This is a genomic window from Pseudarthrobacter sp. MDT3-1 (assembly GCF_054510755.1).
Genome location: NZ_JBTNDX010000025.1, coordinates 43379 through 62579, shown reverse-complemented (window position 1 = coordinate 62579; position 19201 = coordinate 43379). Strand labels below are relative to the sequence as shown.

The following is a 19201-nucleotide window of genomic DNA, read 5'->3' as shown; positions in this document are numbered from 1 at the left end:
CGTCTTCATACCAACACCAACACCCGCCAGACCACGACGGGGTGCACCAGTGCGCACCGACCGCGGTCACGTCCCCTCCATTTTCGGACTAGTGAGAGAGCGTTGGAGGGGTCGACGGCGGCCTGCCGTGGTTGGGCTCAGCGGTGTCTGCTGAGCCCAACCACCGGCCACCGCAATCAGCGCGTGTGATGGGTGGGCTGCAGTTCGTACACCGGTGTCTCCAGTCCTTCCATCCGGGCTTTGAGCTGCAGGGCCAGGTAGGAGGAGTAGTGCCGGCTCTGGTGCAGGTTGCCGCCGTGGATCCAGAGGTTGGGCACGTTGGTGGGCTTCCACATGTTGCGCAGCTCCCCTTCCCAGGGGCCCGGGTCCTTCGGGGTGTCCGAGCCGTATCCCCAGCACTTCCCCACGCGGTCCGCAATTTCGGGAGAGACCAAGTCCGCCAGCCAGCCGTTCATGGAGCCGTAGCCGGTGGCGTACACAATCAGGTCCGCGTCCAGCTCGGTGCCGTCGTTCAGGACCACGGCGTTTCCGGTGATCTTGGAGACCTCCCCGGACTTCAGCTGCACCCGGCCATCGATGATGAGCTGTGAGGCGCCGACGTCGATGTAGTAGCCGGAGCCACGCCGCAGGTACTTCACGAACAGCCCGGACCCGTCCACGCCGAAGTCCAGATCGAACCCGGCGGCCTCCAGCTGGGAGTAGAAATCTGCGTCCCGGGCAGCCATCTCCTGGTACACGGGCACCTGTGCCTCGGGCAGGATCCGCAGCGGCAGCGACGCGAACAGCAGGTCGGCCTTCTCCGTGGTGACGCCATTCGCCAAAGCCTTCTCGGAGTACAGGTCGCCCAGCGCCAGGTCCATGAGCGACTCGCTGCGGGCGATGTGCGTGGAGGACCGCTGCACCATGGTGACGTCGGCGCCGTGCTCCCACAGGTCCGCGCAGATATCGTGCGCCGAGTTGTTGGAGCCGATCACTACCGCCTTCTTCCCGGTCCAGTCCCCGCCGCCCGGGTGCTGCGACGAATGGCGCTGCTCCCCCAGGAAGGACCCCGCGCCGTCGAACGTGGGAATGTTGGGGTAGCCCGAGACGCCCAGGGCGAACACCAGCTGCCTGGGGCGGAGGGTCACCGGTTCGCCGTTGCGGCGGACGTTGACCACCCATTCCTGGGTGCCGTCGTCGAACTCGGCGCCCAGGCACTCGGTCCCGCCCCAGTAGTTCAGCTCCATGATCCGGGTGTAGTGCTCCAGCCAGTCGCCGATTTGTCCTTGGCGGCGAAGACGGGCCAGTCGTCCGGGAACTTCAGGTACGGCATGTGGTCGTACCAGACGGGGTCGTGCAGGTGCAGGGACTTGTAGCGGTTCCGTCAGGAGTCGCCCGGCTTCTGGTTCTTCTCGATGACGAGGGTGGGGAAGCCCAGGCGCCGCAGCCAGGCCGCGAGGGCGGATCTGCGAAGCCGACCACGCCCAGACCCGGCTCAAAGAGCTCATGGCCCGGCGCGGAAACCTTGTGTATGTGCTGGCGGACAAGTTGTGCCTGCTGCCCTTCCACGGCTGGGCACGTTTGGCTTGCCGTGGACCTTGGTAACGGACGAAGGAGCCGACCCGGGTCAGGTGCAGAGGTTCCGGGACGCGTGGGTAAGTAAGGGTTGAGGTGGCTGAGGTTTAGGAACCCTCCGACCTCCATGCCGGCGTTTCGTCGGACACGCGAACTCTAACCGAATTCTGGACGATTTCTCGGCTGACTTTGAGCGCGGTCGGCACTCACGTGTCAGATTTGGTCCTCGGAACATCACGGTGACAGCGACCGGACCGGCGCAGCGGTGGCCTGCGGGTTGGAGAATGCCGCCTCGCGTATGCTCCTCATATGGAATTGGGCAGAGCGCGAGAGCAGCACATTGCAGTATTTGGTGAGAGCGGCAGTGGTAAGACCGTGATGCTCTCCTCGTTCTACGGAGCCACGCAAGAGTCTCAGTACCTGCAGAAGAGTCTGTTCAATGTCGTGCCAGACGATATTGGCCAAGGCAATCGGCTCCATAAGAATTACCTTGGCATGAAAAATTCGGCACGGCCGCCCGAGACCACCCGTTTTTCTGCCACGTCTTACTCTTTCAAAATCAAGCTGAAAGATGGGGATGATGCCAAGAAGAAGCAGAAAAAGGCCAACCCTATCGGCGCCTTGCGCATCGTCTGGCACGACTACCCAGGGGAATGGTTCGAGGAAGACGTGAAGGGGTCGGAGGCCCAGCGCAAAGTTGACACGTTCAAATCTTTGCTTGGTTCTGATGTCGCTCTCTTACTGGTGGATGGTCAGCAGCTGCTGGACAACTCCGGCGAGGAGGAGAGGTACCTGAAGTCGTTGTTGACTAATTTCCGCAACGGACTGCTATCGCTTAGGGATGACCTGTTGGAGGACGGCAAGCCTCTTGCCGTGTTTCCGCGTATTTGGGTATTTGCGCTGTCCAAGTCCGATCTGCTGCCGAACCTGGACGTGTTCAAGTTTAGGGATCTCCTCATAGAAAAAGCCGCCGATGACATAGACGAACTTCGCAAGGTGCTCGCTGGCCTAGTGGAAGACAACGACGCGCTATCAGTGGGTGAGGACTTTGTACTCTTTTCGTCAGCGAAGTTCGAAGCAGGCAAAATCGAGGTGAATAAGCGCGTAGGTCTGGAATTGATCCTGCCGCTGGCAGCCATGCTTCCTATCGAACGGTACGCCCGGTGGGCGCAGACCAAGCAAATACGCGGAAAGGTGATAGAAAACCTTCTGGTCGGGACGGAAGCTTTGGCTGCCGTGCTGATCAAGAGTGAGGGTTCCCTGCCTGGCCCATTAGGCCTACTGCTGAACCGTTTCGATCCCAAGCAGGTGAAAGATGCGGCCAAGCTGGCAAGCGATGCGGCACTGCTGGCAGGTGACAAACTCAGGGAGATCAATTCCGAAGCGCGGGCCAACCAGGACAACCTAAGAGCCACCCTGTCCGGCTTCCGGATGGACTTGGAAAAGGGGCGAAGAGGAGCAGATCCTACTCAGGAGCCGTAGATGACCCTCATCTGGGCCACTCGTGGGCGGACCTGGGGTTTCCGGTTTCTCCATGACGGGGGGTTTCCGGATCCGCTTCCGGAATACGACAACGTGTTCTCTGGTGTCGAGGATGAGCGCGAAGTCTGCCGCCGCGTCGGTGAAATAGTGGCACTACGTTTCCCAGATCCTTCGGGGTGGCAGGACGCGGCCGGCAGGGTCATCCCACACGAATTCGTCGTTTTTCCGCCTTTAGCCGATGGGATCGACTCAGTCGAGGATGGACTTCGTGAGGTCTGGCCCCTTGTTGCCGGCGAATTCGCCCGAGTCTGGAAGCTGCCCAAACCGCCCCCTGCTAACGGATGACTTCAGCGGCCTAGTCCATCTCGCCAGCACGCTCACGGCCGCCAGCCACTCCGACGCAACGGGAAAATCCATGCCCGATGCGCACACGGAAACCGGGCTTCCTGCCACAATACCTGGTGACGGTGTTCGGGATGGCGGCGGCTTCTACACGCCCGCGGGTGCTCCCCGCGCCCATGAACTAGTGATTTCCGGCGTCAACGCCCCCGAGATCCCGCAAGTGCTGGCGGTTTCTGCCGAAAGGCCATCAGCTGGACTTCACCGCTGACGAGCTCCCATTTGATGGCTTCGGACCAGACTTCGGCATTCCTGGCGGTGGCGTGGATCGTGCTGGCGCCGCCCCACGTATCGGTGCGCCGCTCCCGGTGATGGACTTGGACGGTTTACTCGGCGTGGACATAGTCCTCCTCGTTCGATTCTTGGTCAGCAGGGGCGGCCAGCCACTCCACTATGCAGTCATTCGTCACCGGGACCCAAACGCCCAGCGACTCTTCAACGGCCGCGATGAATTCGCCGTCGGGTCCCATTTGCCATTGCATCTGGATGAAGATGTCTTTTTCGTGCGGGTACGTACTCACGAGGGAGTCCGAGTCGAACCACCCCCCGTACCAGCTGCCGTTCGAGGTCTTGATGCGGACGAATCTCGGGGTGTACGCGCTGAATGCACACTTATCCCACCCCCGCGGCGTGTCCTTCGAGCGATTGACCTGCTTGCGCTTTACCGTCCCGTCAGACATAGGCGTCTTCACCCAACGTGCGTTGATGAAATATGAGGCCAGAGTGGGCAAGCCCACGAGTAGAACCGCTCCAAGGATCCATACCCATGCTCCATGCCATTTCTGAGTAACGGCATCCAGCTGAACCGCGGCGTCCGCTATGGTCGCTCCTGAAATGGCGAAGAACAGCGCACCGTATGCGATCAGAAACGCGGCGCTGACGAACAGCGCCTCCAGGACGCGCGCCCCGACATCCTGGTTTGGAGCTTGCCACCCGACGAATCTGCGTTTTGCCCACGCATACGTGATGCCGGGGACAACCATCGCTGCGAAGAAAAATAGTTCCGGGAGTGAACTTGGGACCGTCATCGGACTTCTGCTCCCCGTACTTTCAAACCGTCTGACCTCATGACGTTGTGGACCCTCTCGACTTTCATGACGACGACAGCTTCGGAGAGGCCACAGCACCGCAGCCCAGCTCGCCACTTTCCGAGTGTACGCAAGCGAGGCGCCTTCATGGTGACGGCACGCTCTGCGCATCAGTCTGACGCTTTGCGTCATGCATCCTATCGTTCGTAGGCTTCAGCTCTCTGCGCATGCACTCGTGACCTGAACATACGTGGGCGACACGACCTTGTTCGCAGGTTTCACTTTTTAGGGACCAAGCGTACGTTGTGTGATCACATCAGGATGACTACCCCTCCGACCGAAAAGACCATATCACTACCGCGGCCTCTAGGCGCCCACACCGGAAGCGTCGCTGCGTCAGCGCACCGGCGAGCGTTTTGAGCAGAAACAAGCTATCGCCCACTTGGCCGCGTCACTGATCCTGCCCAGGGAGAACAACTGCTCGACGTCGGCCCAACATGGGTACCCGGTCCACGAGGGGCGCGGGTTCGAAAAATGTGTCCATCACCCCCGGCATCAACACCATGAAGGACCTGTCGGATTCTGACGGCATCGAGGTGGACTGCCTGGGCGGCCAGGAGCCTGAGCCGGAGCTTCGTGGGACCGTTCGCCGAGGCCGCGCTGGAGTGGATGAGCTTTGACCGCGTGTTCCCTAGCGCCGACGCAGTCAACGCCGAGGACGGCATTGCGAAGCCGACCCTGCCCAAACCCTGCTCAAGAAGCTGATGACCCGGTGCGGCAACAGCGTCTGTGTCCTGGCTGGGTACTCCAAACGCCGACGTCCTGAACTGCGCCGGGAGCACCGGCTGCAGCAGGTCATGCCAGGCTGCACGACCTGCTGGCCGACGATTCCAGTTCCGGCCGACACCTGCTGGTGCTCACCGACGCCCGCGGCGAGGTCCTGTGGCGGGTGGGCAGCCCAGAGGTGCTGCGGCGCGCGGACGGGCTGGAGTTCTCCGAAGGGGCCGACTGGTCCGAGGCCGGGATCGGCACCAACGCCATCAGCGAGGCGCTGGTCACCGGCCGGCCGGTGCAGCTGTTCTCCGCCGAGCACCTGATCCGCACCCACCACGAGCGGGCCTGCACGGCGGCGCCCATCACGGACCCTTTGACGGGCAAGTTGCTGGCGTGCTCGACGTCTCCGGACCGCAGGACACCTTCAGGGCGGACACGCTGCGGATGGTGCGGTGCGTGGTCTGGGTGGCGGAGGCGCTTTTGGGAACGCCCGACGGCGGGACTTCCGCGGGTGCCCCTTCTTCCGTTCGTGCGTCCCGGCAGTCAGTCAGGCGGCCAGAGGCTGCGGTGGAATCGCTGGAGCTTCTTGGGGACAAACCTGCCGCTGTGTTTGCCGATGGGAGCCGGGTGGCGCTGACTCTGCGCCGGGCGGAGATCCTGGCGCTATTGGATTCGCGATCCCAAGGGTGGAGCGCCGAAGAACTGGCCTACGAGCTCTATGGCGATGCGGGCACGCCGCAGGCCATCCGCACCGAGATGTTCAGGGTCCGCTCGATGCTGGGCGATGCCGTGGAGTCGAACCCCTACCGGTTCGTCGCGGGCCTGAGGGGACGTTCGGATTCGGGGCGGTGCTGCGGCTGCTGCACGAGGGACGGGTGGCCAAAGCGCTGGCGGCGTACCGGGCTCCCCTGCTCAGCCGCTCGTGCGCCCTGGCCGTCCAGCTGCTCCGCGACCAGCTGGACGTGGCCCTCGGCTCCGCCGTGCGGTCCAGCGGCGATGCCGGGCTGCTTGTCCGCTGGCTGTCCACCGACATGGGCTCCACGGATTCTCAGGCAGTCGAGGCCCTGGGGCGGCTGGTGGGTCGCGGGGATGCGCGGTACTTGGCGTTCCGGGCTTCATTCACTCTCGGTGGTTGAGCTGGTCAAAACCAAAGCCTGGCCCCCGCGTTCTCCACCATCCGCCGCAACCTCGCGGTGCTAAATCGGCAGGGCCGACTGGCCTGCACCTTCGGCGGCGTCACCCAGAGGTGCGCCCCCACGGTCGGTGAAGAGCAGCAAGCCATCCTCGACGCCATCCGCAGACCAAGAACTAACGCACTGACCAAATGAGACGACTGAGGTAGGTGTGGCTTGCACTTCCCTGAAGGCTGCTGGCGGACGACCGCGCCGACCCCGTGCAGATGCAGAACATCTGGACGCCGGGCTGCAAATTCCGGTGGCAACAGTCGCTCTCTTCGGAAGTCCGAGCGTTGTCTAAGTGCAAACCTCACGTCCAAAGATCATCCGGTCTGGTACCAGGACCTGCCTGAATCTACCCGCCTCATGAGCTGCTTAGGTCGCATTACCCGCGCCTGCCATACAACCCCAGTAGCGGTGTCCATAGGTCATGCCTCTGTCATAGTCAGCATCGGTTGAGCAAGCTGTTCCTCGCCCATAAGCTCCACAAAGTGGGGCCACCTGTCCAGGGCCCAAATGGCAATATTTCTCGACCGCGCTTCAATCGTCTCTGCGTTCCATTCGTCGTGGTGGGCGTACACCTGCTTTGTGGAAGAGAAGATAGTTTCCGTGCTTAGAAGCTCTCTCGCCTGCGCCCAGTCCATAGCTCCCTTTGTGGAGTTGGCACCCTGCGATAAAGGCACGAGATTTCCCCACGTGTTAACTAGTCGATCAAAGTCGGCTTTCGACACCGTCTCCAGCCAAGCGCCCTTCTGTGTCTGAGGCATAAGGTGGTCAACCGTCATTTCAGGAAGGAATTCCAAAACATCCCCGGTTGATACGTAGCGCTCATACTCCGCGAGCACATACCGACATATCTTACGCTTGTAGAGGTTATCACTAATGATCGCAGCCCTAACGTCGACGTCATTCGGATAAACAACCGTGGTCGACACTATGGCCTTTCGAACAGCTTGAGGGTCAGCTCCGGCAACACCCCACATCTTCTTAAAGATGGCGTGCAATCCAGTTGGCTCTATGCCTCGAAGACCCCGCCTTACGAGGAATGACTCAATGATACGAAGAGCAAGAATGACATCATCGGTACTGGCGAGGCCGCTCGAATGAGCGCTTAACAGCTGCATCAGGTAGGGGTAGGTCACCGTCGGACTATTCAAATCCACGAGCCTACGCACGTATTCCCGGAGTTCTTCATCAACCTGGGCGAGCCTGCCCGATGCAATGGCATTGTATGCAGATAAATGGCTTCGAAGATCCGCCATGATCTCTTTAAGCTCTTCCTTGGCGGTCAGCATCGGCTTCAACTCTTGCTTTGCCGCCTTTGCCGACTTGTCAAACATTTCGTTCCACCTTTTGGTCAAGGTGGAGAATGTCTTCGCTTTGGTAATGCTCGCATCGATCGTCAACGCAAAAGGGTAGAAATAACCGCTCTTTGCAGTTTCGCTGTGAAATGATTCTTCAAATGGCTTCCACTCTTGGGAATAAAGTTGCATGGCAAGCTTTGCATCATCACCGAGGCGTTTCAGGACCTCGTTCCGGACGAGGTCTATGATTCCTAGACGGACGCCCTCTTTGTTTAGACGGTCGAACACCTCGTTGGGATCGTGTTCATCACCCAAACGTATTTCGACGAATTCCAGCTGGTCCAGGAGGACATCCCGCAAAATCGCAACCTGCTCCAGGGTCCAGCCTTCGTCGGCAGTCAGGCCAGGCGTAGGAGAGGTTCGCGAACGCACGTGGGCGCGTATGGACCGATACGCATCGGTCATCACTCCCTTCTCGTCGCCAGTTTCTTTAAGCGGATCGATGTCCAACTCGAAAGCGGCCTCGAATATGCTCCGCAAAATCTCATTGAACTGGCGAGTATCAGCGAGAGTTGGGGATAACTTGGGCTGATTTTTTGTATTGGCCTTCCGGCTCACGAGGTACTGCTCATATAAGTCGCGGGCTAACTGGTGGCCCGCTTCGCCCAGGCTCATGGAACGCTCCGCCAGTGCCACTATCGTCAGCACTAACGTCGTTAACCTCTGCTGGCCGTCAATTACGAGGTACTTACCGGCACTCGAAGCGGATGAGGCTAGCTCGTCGTCAAACACCAAAGCCCCTAGGAACCGGCGCTCGTATGAACCGTCGAGGACAGAGTCAATGTCTTCCCATAATTGATCTATTTCGCTCGTTCGCCATACGTAGCGGCGCTGAAAAAGTGGGCAGACAAGCTGCACGTCGTCTGCCAGGCGCTGGCCTAGGCTGATCGGGTCGGAGGCCAGTTCACCTTTTTTTGCCACTACGTTCTCCCTAGTATCGCTAGTTCCCTGCGTGCCGTTACGGCCACAGTACCGGACGTTTCATCGCCGTTCTTCGTAAGCTATCGCCGGAAATAGACATGTTGGTTGGCATGCAGCAGGTCATGTCCGCGCTGCACGACCTGCTGGCCGACGATTCAAGTTCCGGTTCACCGACGCAGCGAGATCCTGTGGCTAGTGGGCAGCCGGGAGGTACTCCGAGGCCGTGGAGGCACTGGGACGTCTGGTGGGTTGCGGGGACACGCGGTATTTGTCGTTCCGGGCTTCCGCGACTGGTTGGAAGCAGAAGCATGCCATTGCCGGTCGTACTTAAACTACGGGAGGCGGAAAACGGCTGACACCTATGACCCACAAATTACTCACCTACGGGAATGACCGATAGCTGCTGAACGTACCTTGACACGTGTCGCAGAGCAGGCGTCCGGCCAGCATGTGCGGATGGAGCAGATCATCTGCGTTAAGGTCGAGGTTAAGCCACCTCGGTGATTCGTGCCAGCGGGAAATGAGGCCGGCGCACTAGAGAACCTTCGTGCGTATGCGGCTGATACCAGTCCTTGGACCGCCACCTCATACATGGAGCCGGGCTTATGTTGGCATACTTGCTGATAGCAGAGGGTGCAAATTCTGGAATGCGTCTTTTGTGCGACGTGCAAGTAAGGCTCACCCATGGAATGCTCGCAGTCTTCAAGCTTTTCACCGCATACAGCGCAGCTGAACTCATTACTCATGCCAGCCGAAATTCCTAGACGAATATGTGAAATGTGAGTAGGGCAGTCGGACCAGCGGCCGCCGTCTTTGCGGACAATGGGCAACCGAAGAGACACTACGCATAAATGCCGTCGGTTGGATTGCGAGGTGTGCCTCCGGGTATATGTTCAATTTGATATCGAAATATGAGTCAAGGTCAGTATTGCCGGACTCCGCGCCATCCCGACGCGCGTCGATCAGGATGGAAACTCCCGACGATGCCCACGCTGGCAGGGGGATAGCCCCCTACAGCCGGTTCCGACAAGATCACCGGCCCAGCAGGTGCAAGCCCGAGTTGAAGAAAATCGGTTCCTCCCCGAGTGCTGCCCGGTTAGTGGCTGCGGCTGTTCAGGAGGTTCATTGACCTGCGACTCAGTGAGGTTCTCCCCAGCCCGCATAGGTTCCGCGGCTATCCAAGCCAGGTGCTCGCGCCGTTCCGCGTCGTTGCCCTGGCATCTGAATACAATCGTTACATGGGGGACAAGGAAGTTTTGGCGAATCATATGGACTACGACAGTTGGCAGTCGAAACTGTCCCATGAATTTTTCTCTATCGACCAACCTGATGAACCAGTCATCATTTTTCTCGATGATGAAGAAATGACGCGGATTTGCCCTCTCCTACCTGATCCTGTAGGAGCGCTGCGCTCGGCTGTTCTTGCGGAGCTGCGGCAAACTGACAAGCCTGCGATATTCGAGCCTATTTACCGGCGCCTTGCATCCTGGAGGAAGGGTCCGCAGGATCAACCCCCACCGTGTCTGCCTCTGTTGGCCGTCACTGTCATCGCAGGATCCAGAATGCGAAACGACGGGAAATTCTCCTCTGCGGCTTATTACCCTCGGCTGGTCACTCTGATGACGTCCGGTACAAACAGCCTCACCGCAACGGGGATTCAGAAGCACTTCGATGTAGTGGCTGAGCTGTGGCAAACCCTCGATGACTGGATAGAAAGAAACCACGATCTCTTAGGCCCGAGCACTATCCGCACTCATGAGACGTTCAACAAAATCGGCTATCCGCTTTCACAAACCGTGTTGAAAGCGTCCGACCGGGATCGGTTGTCGGGTTTTTTTGACCGGCTCCGTGTTGATCGGAATGGCAGGTCGTCACCGGAACAGTTGTTGGCCCTACTACGCCTGTGGCTAGACAAGCCACGGGGATTCTCCACAGCATTCGTCGACCTGGTTCAAAAGGGCTCTGGCAATCCACTGCTCTTGGCGGTGATTGCAAAATTGGCTGCAGAGCAAAGTTCCGGTCCGGCTGCGGCCAAGGGCCGGGTGCGTTTGGACCTGAGCCTGAGTATTGACCCACGGGACTGGTCGATCAGCTGGGTGATCCCTGTTGATCCGCGGTTAGAAACGGACGAGTTTAAGCAGGACAACGGTTCATTCTTCTCGATCCAAAAACCCGATTACGGATCTGTCTACGACGTTGTAATGGGCACCCTCCCCCAAAGCGCTAATCTGATCAACCACCGTTTTCGGGCAACAGGAGCCCGAGCTGTCCTGACCAAGAATGTGCGTCAAATGTGGATCTTGCGCATCGATCCTTCATCGGGCCACTGGCAGTCGGTGCCAGACGCCACTCCGGATGAGCCCCACCTGTTCGTTGTGCAGGACACCGATGTAGTGGAAATGGACGAGCTTCTCGCCAAAAGTGCCGCGCCCGGGTACTGGAAGCTTCGCGGCAAGGTCTTTCCAGGATGGGCCGTGTATGTAGATGTGTCCTTGGTGGAGCCGATTGACCTGTCAGCGGCAGGGTCGTTCAACAGCCTGGGCCAGCTCCTGAAGGCACCCCCCAGCTCGCGGCCCAAACTCGCGAACGGGCTTGAATTGCGGACGGATGTCGGGGGCCGCCACTACCTGCTAGGCGGTGAGCCGGATATCCAGCTTCCAGAGGAATCTTCTGACGAGTACGTTCACGTTGTCCTTGACAACAGACTGCCCGGAACACGAGTGAAGGCCAACGGTTCCCTCTTTCCTCTTCGGCTCGCCGGGCCCTTTACGGAGGGGAAGCACACAGTTTCCGTCGCTGGTCTCACCTTGGATTTTTTCGTCCACTCCACTGGTTCTACCGCTCAGTGGGAGGCGGCACACGCCGAAGGTCACGACGAGGTCGTGCCTCCGGGTCCGGCGCCAGAAGCGAGAGCTCCCGAGTTTGTGCTCTGTAGACGGGGACGGGATGCCGCTGTATGGTTCGTGTCTCCCTCGGGATTCGTGCGAAGGTGTGGTGAACCTCCTATTCCCCACTTCATTACTGGGCTCGGATTCCCCGAGTCCTACCGGTGGAAAGTCTCTGTCCCGCAGGGTACAACCTGGGTTTTGACTGAACAGGCAGGAAAGTTTTCGCAGCCCCAGCTAATCGCGCCCGATCCACCGAACTTCGGATCGATAGACGGCCCGGCCCAGGCTTTTTGGCGCCGGGCAGCTAGGGAAACCATCGGTAACCCGGACCGCCTGTGGAGATCATATTTGTCACAGTCAATGGAGGACAGCATCTATGGACGGTGATCTCGTCTTAGAGTGGTTGAGTTTTCGTGGTCATGGCCGCATTTCTGACGTATCACCATCAGTCGCCGCGTTGATGAACGGTCTTCCTCATTCCAGAACGAATGCAGCTCGAGCGTATCTGCGGCGTCTGGAGGTGCTGGGGCATCTAGATTTGTTGTGGTCGGAGAGCAAATGGCGAATTCGACCAACGGTGTTAACACAACTTCCAGGGTCCTCGGCGTTTGCATTGGTCGTCGGCAGACGAACAACGCAACTAGAGGACCGGCTCGAAGAGGAGGCGGTGCTCCACAAGGTGGAACCCCCGAAAAGCGGGACAGCAGCGCTCGGCGACCCAGGGATCCTTCTCCTTGAATACGACAGTGAAGCGGAACTCAGCGAGGTTGCTGCCAACGCAGGAGCATCGTTCATCCCGTGTGCTGCTTTGTCGGTCGCAGCGAATCTTCCTCTGCTTGCTCCCGGGCCTCGAGCAGCGGGACCCAACACTTACGGGCCAGCAGTTGAGATGTTCAACGTCCTCCAACTGGAGTTCACTCACGCTGAAGCCTTCCGCCGGGACGGACTCTACAGACAAACGGTGAACGGACGGTGGCAATACTGGTTGCTCAGATCTGGGCTCTGGTCCTCCGTCGGCTATGCGGAAGGTGTGTGCCTCACCATGTCCGAGGTAGACAGCAAGGGTCTGCAGTTCAATGTCTTCGAAGATGTCGAAGACCCCATCGGGACACTCCGTGTCAAGGCCAGCCTGCCGCTACCCGTGCAACACCGACGAGCGCTGGCCTTGTGCAGCGGAGTCAGCCCTGTCAAGCCTCCGGGCGGAGCGTGGACCTATGAGAATGTGCCCAACTCTGTTGCTCTAGCCGTCGCGCGATCGATTCACCAACACCTTCAAGTGCGCTAGACATATGCAGCGCTCCCGTTCGTTCTACAGAAAGACGACATCATGCCTTTAGACATAGTGGAAACGTTCAACCACTTGAGGGAGTCGTATTTTCGTTATTACGACACACCCTTCGGACTTGCTGATGAAAAACTTGAAGCAGAACGACGCCGGATCCTCGACAAGGACAACGGTGTCTACAGGGAACCCTTCATCGAACTGCGCCCCGAATACATGGCCTCCACGAAGTCCTTCGAGGACTCAGTACAACAGGCCCACGCCTCGAAGGACCTGGTTGAGTTCGCGCGGACCGGTCTCATCCCTGCCGGTCGGGACCTGTACACCCACCAGGAGTCAGCCCTGATTTCGGTCGTAAAGGATAAACGCAATGTGGTGGTGACCGCAGGCACCGGTGCAGGTAAGACCGAGGCCTTTCTCCTGCCTTTACTTTCTAACCTTTTGGCCGAATCAACCTCCTGGACCGGTCACGGATCATCTTTCGCGACATGGTGGAGAGGGGCAAATAGTCCGTTCGTACCACAGCGGGAGACAGAGGCTGGACGTACCAAAGCTGTCCGCTCCATCATTTTGTATCCGATGAACGCGCTGGTTGATGATCAGCTCATCCGGCTGCGAAAGGCACTGGACAGCGATGCGGCCCGGACGTGGCTGGATAAGAACAGGCGCGGCCACCGCTTTTACTTCGGGCGGTACACCGGGGCAACGCCCGTCACAGGAGCACTGGACAACAAAGTTGCCGTGGGGAATCTACGCTCCTATCTTCAAGATATTGATCATCGCAGTACCCAGATGCAGCAGCTCGATGACGAGTCTAAGTACTTCATGCCCCATCTTGGCGGAGCTGAAATGGTCTCCCGGTGGGACATGGCCCACGCTGCCCCCGACATTCTCATCACCAACTATTCGATGCTCAATGTCCTGCTCCTGCGCGAGCGTGACAGTCGGTACTTCGACTCAACCCGTGAGTGGCTTCAAGCCAGCTCTGACCATCGATTCACATTCATCGTCGATGAACTGCACTCTTACAGAGGTACGGCCGGCACAGAAGTCGCGCTACTCATCCGCAATCTGAAAATGAGGCTCGGACTCGCTGAAGACTCCAACCAGTTCCAAGTCATCGCTGCCTCAGCCTCCTTGGAATCTGAACGGGACGAAGCCTTCGTCGAGGAATTCTTTGGTGTGCCGCGCGAATCATTCGATTTCCTTTCCGGACAGCTCATCCGCGCACAGGATCCGGCTCTTGACCTGTCGGAAACGGGATTCGCAACCCCGGAGGGAGTCCCCGGCCACACGGACGAGCTCACGGGAGCCAGTGCCCTAAGTAACGTCTTCTTCCTGGCCGAAAATGGGGAGCCTCAATCAAAACCGCAGGCGAAGTCTCTAAAGCAGATGGAACATCATCTATTCCCCGCGCTGCCTGAAGATTCACGCCGTCAGGCAGTACAGAAGCTCTTGAAAGCTGCTGCCGCCTCCCCGGAAAAAACAGGCGCCGTCAAATGGCCTTTACTGCGAAGCCATCTTTTCTTCCGCAACGTACCGGGTATGTGGGCCTGCACCGACCCGGCGTGCCCTGAAGTTCAGGAAGGAGGTAGTCAGACGCGTCCCGTAGGTCGCCTGTACTCCGAACCGGTCAGCCGGTGCCTATGCGGCTCCAGAGTCCTGGAATTCCTGTACTGCCAAAATTGTGGAGACGTTTTCCTGGGAGGGTACGTACCCGCCGGTTCGACCCAACCTCCAGGGAAGTCAGTAACCCTGCTGGCAGACCTGTCCGACATAGAACATCTACCCGATCAGGTGGGTCTCGAGCGAACCGCCAACAACTACCTTCTTTACTGGCCGCAGAAGCAGTACCCAGATCTGGAGGATCGGGAATGGACTGCAGACAGCAAAAAAGTAGAGTACGCATTTCGACGCTCAATCCTCAGGCCTGAGACGGGCGAGCTCCGGCCGACCGGAAGTAATGACCACACAGGCTGGACGTTCCAGGTGGCCACACCCGCAGGCAAGCGCGGCCAGAACTCGGGCGTGTTCAAACGGAACCCCGAGCAGTTGTCTCCGTTCCCTACGCGGTGCCCTAATTGCGCCGATGACTGGGAGATAACCCACACCGCCGATGGGGTCGTGCCAGCGGCAGACAAGAAACGTCAAAGATCACCCATTCGGGCCATGCGCACCGGTTTCGAAAAAATAAATCAGGTGCTCATCACGGAACTGCTCCAAGACCTTGAGCCCGCGAACCGGAAAACCATCGTCTTCACGGACAGCCGACAGGACGCCGCCAAGTTATCGTCCGGAATCAGTCTCCGGCACTACCAGGATCTGTTGCGGTTGCTCCTCCGTACAGAACTTGCGGCATCAGATCAGGTTGCAGCCGATATTCCGTTAGCCAAGGAACATATCGTCGACGGAAAGAAGACCGCCGAGTCCAAGGACGCGATCAAACGCCTGCGCGCCAAGGATCTGAAGGCATTCACCCTCCTGCAGGACGTGTGGGACCTTGAGAGTGACGTGCCGGAAACGGAAGCCATCCGCGAGCTTGCTCAATCTCCTTCGCTTCCCGTACTCACTGACCGTGTTAGTCAGCGGCTGGTGGAGATGGGTATAAATCCCGGCGGTCCATCGGCTTCTCTCCAGCAAACTGACGAGAAGGCCCCCTCATCCTGGTCGCATATCTACCGCTGGGAACCTTCACCAGCACGGAAAACAGACCTATCCACTGCCCACAAGAAGCTCGAGGGTGCCATAGACAAAAACTTGCAGAAGGAGATCATTGACGGGTTATTCTCCGGGGTAGGACGCGACTATGAGTCTCTAGGCTTAGGTTGGGTTGGACTCGTCGGATCTGTCAGCGCCGCCGAGAACGTCCCATCCTCTCCGGCTGCCATCGCACAGTCCAGCCTGCGCATTCTTGCCGGAATGCGCCGATTCGCCGGTATGAGAAACGTATCCGACACGCCACCGAGGAAGCTGAAGACCTTCTGGCAGTCAGTCTCGGTGAAGTTCGACATGGACATTGATGACGTTCAGACGTCGGTCCGGAAGGTATGGGGCGACGCAGTATCCAACTTCCTCATCCACGCCGAGATGGCAACCATCTACCAGCCCTCCAGCAGTGAATGGACATGTCAGACTTGCCGACGGCGGCACCTGGTATACGGGTGCGGTCTGTGCACGTACTGCGGTAAGGACCTCCCAGAGGCAACTGCTCATGGGACAGATCTTGATTACTATGGGCATAAGGCCACTTACGACCAGGGCCAGTTCCGTCTCACCGCGGCTGAACTTACCGGCCAAACCGATCGGCTCGCCGCCCAATCCCGACAAGCCCGGTTCCAGAATGTTTTCCTCAACCAGACGGAGAACAAGAAGTCCGATGGGATTGAGCTACTCTCCGTCACCACAACGATGGAAGCGGGTGTCGATATTGGCGCCCTCGATTCCGTCATCTTGGCCAACATGCCACCTACCCGCTTCAACTACCAGCAGCGCGTAGGGCGTGCCGGCCGACGTCTGACGCCCATGGCGGTGTCACTCACCGTGTGCAGGGGCCGCAGCCACGATGAATATTACTTTGGACGGCCCGAACTCATCACCAATGAACCGACACCGCCGCCCTACCTGGCCCTCAACCGTCCCGAAATTTATACACGTGCTTTGAGAAGTGAAACGCTTCGGCGTGCATTCATCGGCTTTACCGACGCCCTTTCTCTGGATGACGGATTCTCCGGATTAGGTAACAACACGCATGGCCAGTTCGGGTTGGTGTCGGACTGGGCCAGGGTGAAGCCACTGCTAAGTCGATGGCTCAATGACAACTGGTCAACAGTTGAGGAGGCGGCGACTGGTTTGGCGACGTTCACGAACCTAAGCCAGGATGACTTGGACATCGCACGTGCCAGTATCGCCTCCCTGGCTGAGGATATTTCCATAGTTGCCTTCAGTGACATCCCCGGCCATTCCGACCTTAGTCAGCGGTTGGCCGAAAGCGGCCTCCTGCCGATGTTCGGGTTCCCCTCAAAGGTGCGGGACCTCTACCTCAAAAAACCAAGCTCCGCTTTCCCCTGGCCGCCGGACAATGTGATCGACCGCGATGCAGCGATGGCAATTAACCAGTTCGCTCCGGGCAGTGAGCTGGTGCGCGACGGGAAAATTTATCCTGTCATCGGAGTGGCCTCCTTCTACCCCGCTGGTCGCACCGTCACGGCTGAAGACAATGCATTAGGCGACCAACGACTAATCGACGTATGCAGGCAGTGTGCATACGTGGAAGAAAAACCAACAGGCTCAGAATACGCAGCAGGCTCTTGCCCGCAGTGCGGAGCTGACCCTGGAACCTTCAGTACCATCGATCTCCGGGAACCCAAAGGATATCGCGCAGGCACCCCCCGAGACTTCGACGGCAACTTCTCCTGGTCACCTAAGTCGACCTCAACCCGAGCCGTGGCCGATCTCCAAAAACTGCTACCCGTTTCCCTCCCCGGTTCAGTCGCATACTCGGGCCGCGGGAAGAGGTATGTGATCAATGACAACTCCGGCAAATCCTTCCAGTTCAAGCAAGCCCTCCCGAACGATTACTGGGGCGGCTACATAGCCATAGCTCCTGACGGGACGAGCGCGGTGCACACCGACCAGTCCGAACCTTCCATCGCTGCTGCGCTGGGAACTATTCAACCAACGGACTTCCTGTTCTATGGACCGCAGTCAGCAGTAATCAAGCCTCAGGGGCTACGGCTGGATCTGAGCACCGGAACGCCTCAACAACACGGCGCGTATGACTCTATTCAAGGCCGCCGAGCTGCTTGGTACTCACTGAGCTTCCTGATGAGGACAGTGGCTGCGAAGAAGCTAGACATTCAGTCCCAGGAATTCAACGCCGGAATCTATACCGGGCTGAAGGACGGCGAGCCAACCACGTTCGCTTTTCTTGCCGACACCTTGGAGAACGGCGCGGGCTTCAGCAGCCACTTGGGAAGACCCGAGATCCTTCACGAATACCTCGCTGACATCGACACCTACCTGGACGAACTGGCGGGTGAGCACTCCCGGGAGTGCTCGTCTTCCTGCTACCGCTGCCTGCGCGATTATTCCAATATGGCGTACCACGCACTTCTTGACTGGCGTCTAGCCAAAGACCTGAAAGCAGTACTCGACGGCCGGAACCTGACCATTGAGCTGGACAAGCATCGGCAAGCAATCAAAAACTGGGCCGCGGTCTACAACGTCTCCACACTCGAGAACAACTTTGCCGCCTGCGCCCTGTGGGACAAACCAGCTGAAGGACGCATCGCTTTGGTGCTGCGGCATCCACTGGAATCAGGAGAAGCTGATTTGATGTCGGAAAGACTAACAAGGGCGGCGGCACAGATAATTGCAGAACATCCCGGCCTAGACGGATTGGTTTATGTCGATACGTTCATGCTCGACCGCAACCCCAGCCATGTCATCAACCTCTTCCGAAGCCTCAGAACTGATGTTTGAACAAGCGCTTAGAAATGTAAGGTGCGCGACGCATTAGTCCTCCCGGGTTCCACCAGTGAAACCACCAAGATGGAACACAGGTATACCAATAGCGCCGAGGAGCGGCCCCACTGGGCTGCTCCTCGGCATATGGATCAATCCGCGCAAGCTGGGCGTTTGTCTTTACTGGTCCCGGCCAAGCTGACCGGCCACGTCCTTTCGCCTATCACTCGGTACCCGCAGGTACGCCGCCCATGCGCGGTCGAGCTCGGTGCTGCCGCGTCGGCCACGCTCCGTCCACCGAATGAAACGCCGCCGATCTCCGGGGCTAAGTTCCGTGGCGGCCAAAATGACGTCACGCTCGTCAATCGAAGATGCCCCTCGTCCTGCTGTGCACCGCTTGCACTCGGTCACAAAAGTTTCGGTTTCTCGGCCGTCAAAAGTTCGGATAAAGCGCCGCGAGACGGCGATGACAGCTGTCATGACGGGGTCGTCCGGATACGGCTCAGCGCCCGCGATGCCGCACAGGGTACACATGTACCCGTCTCGTATAAGCACTGCTTGACGGTCCTTGCTCGAAATCGCCTTTCGGGGAGCAGCCTGCCTGCGCTCGTGTGGGTCCCACACCGGCACCCCAGCCTTCACGAACCGCTGATCTTCGGCAAGCAGAGATGCGTCTTCGGCGCTAGAGTGCAGTATCCACCCATAGTCCCTGAGATCCCGGATCCGTCTGTCAATCTGTGAGATGCCGGGAAAAGCCGTTCGCAGTTCGTTCTTTGTGAAGGTACCCCCCTCACCAACCACCTGCAGGAGCCACAGCGCCCCGCGAATCATGGTCCCCGCTTTGGACTCGGGGTCATCCCATGCCGGTTGT

General features: G+C 58.8%; 9 protein-coding genes and 2 pseudogenes. 8 read left to right on the top strand and 3 right to left on the bottom strand.

Annotation, left to right across the window (positions count from 1 at the left end):
- Positions 1 to 176 precede the first annotated feature (176 nt).
- A pseudogene (locus tag ACX80X_RS17110) lies at positions 177 to 1441 on the bottom strand (flavin-containing monooxygenase); the annotation flags it as partial.
- A gap of 2 nt (positions 1442 to 1443) precedes the next feature.
- Here ACX80X_RS17110 and ACX80X_RS17105 point away from each other — a divergent pair.
- Positions 1444 to 1649 (top strand): annotated as a pseudogene (locus ACX80X_RS17105) (DeoR/GlpR family DNA-binding transcription regulator); the annotation flags it as partial.
- Positions 1650 to 1863: 214 nt separating this feature from the next.
- Complete coding sequence (locus tag ACX80X_RS17100) at positions 1864 to 3036, top strand: TRAFAC clade GTPase domain-containing protein (protein WP_459312795.1); 1173 nt, start codon at positions 1864 to 1866, stop codon at positions 3034 to 3036.
- Between the two features lie 725 nt (positions 3037 to 3761).
- Here the strand turns inward: ACX80X_RS17100 and ACX80X_RS17095 are convergent.
- Positions 3762 to 4463 (bottom strand): DUF6338 family protein, encoded by a 702-nt coding sequence (locus tag ACX80X_RS17095; protein WP_459312793.1) that lies wholly within the window; start codon positions 4461 to 4463, stop codon positions 3762 to 3764.
- Positions 4464 to 4999: 536 nt separating this feature from the next.
- On the opposite strand from ACX80X_RS17095, the gene ACX80X_RS17090 reads away from it, so the two are divergent.
- From ACX80X_RS17090 to ACX80X_RS17080, 3 genes are all read left to right on the top strand, one after another.
- Positions 5000 to 5143, top strand: a complete 144-nt coding sequence (locus tag ACX80X_RS17090) for a hypothetical protein (RefSeq protein ID WP_459312791.1) — start codon at positions 5000 to 5002, stop codon at positions 5141 to 5143.
- 233 nt (positions 5144 to 5376) lie between these two features.
- Positions 5377 to 5874: a GAF domain-containing protein gene (locus tag ACX80X_RS17085; RefSeq protein ID WP_459312789.1), complete on the top strand. Its 498-nt coding sequence runs from the start codon at positions 5377 to 5379 to the stop codon at positions 5872 to 5874.
- A gap of 211 nt (positions 5875 to 6085) precedes the next feature.
- Positions 6086 to 6373: a hypothetical protein gene (locus ACX80X_RS17080; protein WP_459312787.1), complete on the top strand. Its 288-nt coding sequence runs from the start codon at positions 6086 to 6088 to the stop codon at positions 6371 to 6373.
- Between the two features lie 467 nt (positions 6374 to 6840).
- On the opposite strand, the gene ACX80X_RS17075 is transcribed toward ACX80X_RS17080, so the two are convergent.
- Positions 6841 to 8697, bottom strand: a complete 1857-nt coding sequence (locus tag ACX80X_RS17075; protein WP_459312785.1) for a DUF262 domain-containing protein — start codon at positions 8695 to 8697, stop codon at positions 6841 to 6843.
- A gap of 1238 nt (positions 8698 to 9935) precedes the next feature.
- Between ACX80X_RS17075 and ACX80X_RS17070 the strand changes: the two genes are divergently transcribed.
- From ACX80X_RS17070 to ACX80X_RS17060, 3 genes are read left to right on the top strand one after another with little or no spacing between them, the layout of a single operon-like run.
- Positions 9936 to 11972, top strand: coding sequence for a hypothetical protein (locus ACX80X_RS17070; RefSeq protein WP_459312783.1), 2037 nt, complete (start codon positions 9936 to 9938; stop codon positions 11970 to 11972).
- Positions 11962 to 12870 carry a hypothetical protein gene (locus tag ACX80X_RS17065; RefSeq protein ID WP_459312781.1) on the top strand — a complete coding sequence of 303 codons (909 nt, stop codon included), beginning with the start codon at positions 11962 to 11964 and terminating at the stop codon, positions 12868 to 12870. Before ACX80X_RS17070 ends, ACX80X_RS17065 begins: the two co-directional genes overlap by 11 nt.
- Positions 12871 to 12912: 42 nt before the next feature.
- Positions 12913 to 18348, top strand: coding sequence for a DEAD/DEAH box helicase (locus ACX80X_RS17060; protein WP_459312779.1), 5436 nt, complete (start codon positions 12913 to 12915; stop codon positions 18346 to 18348).
- The last annotated feature ends 853 nt before the right edge of the window (positions 18349 to 19201 follow it).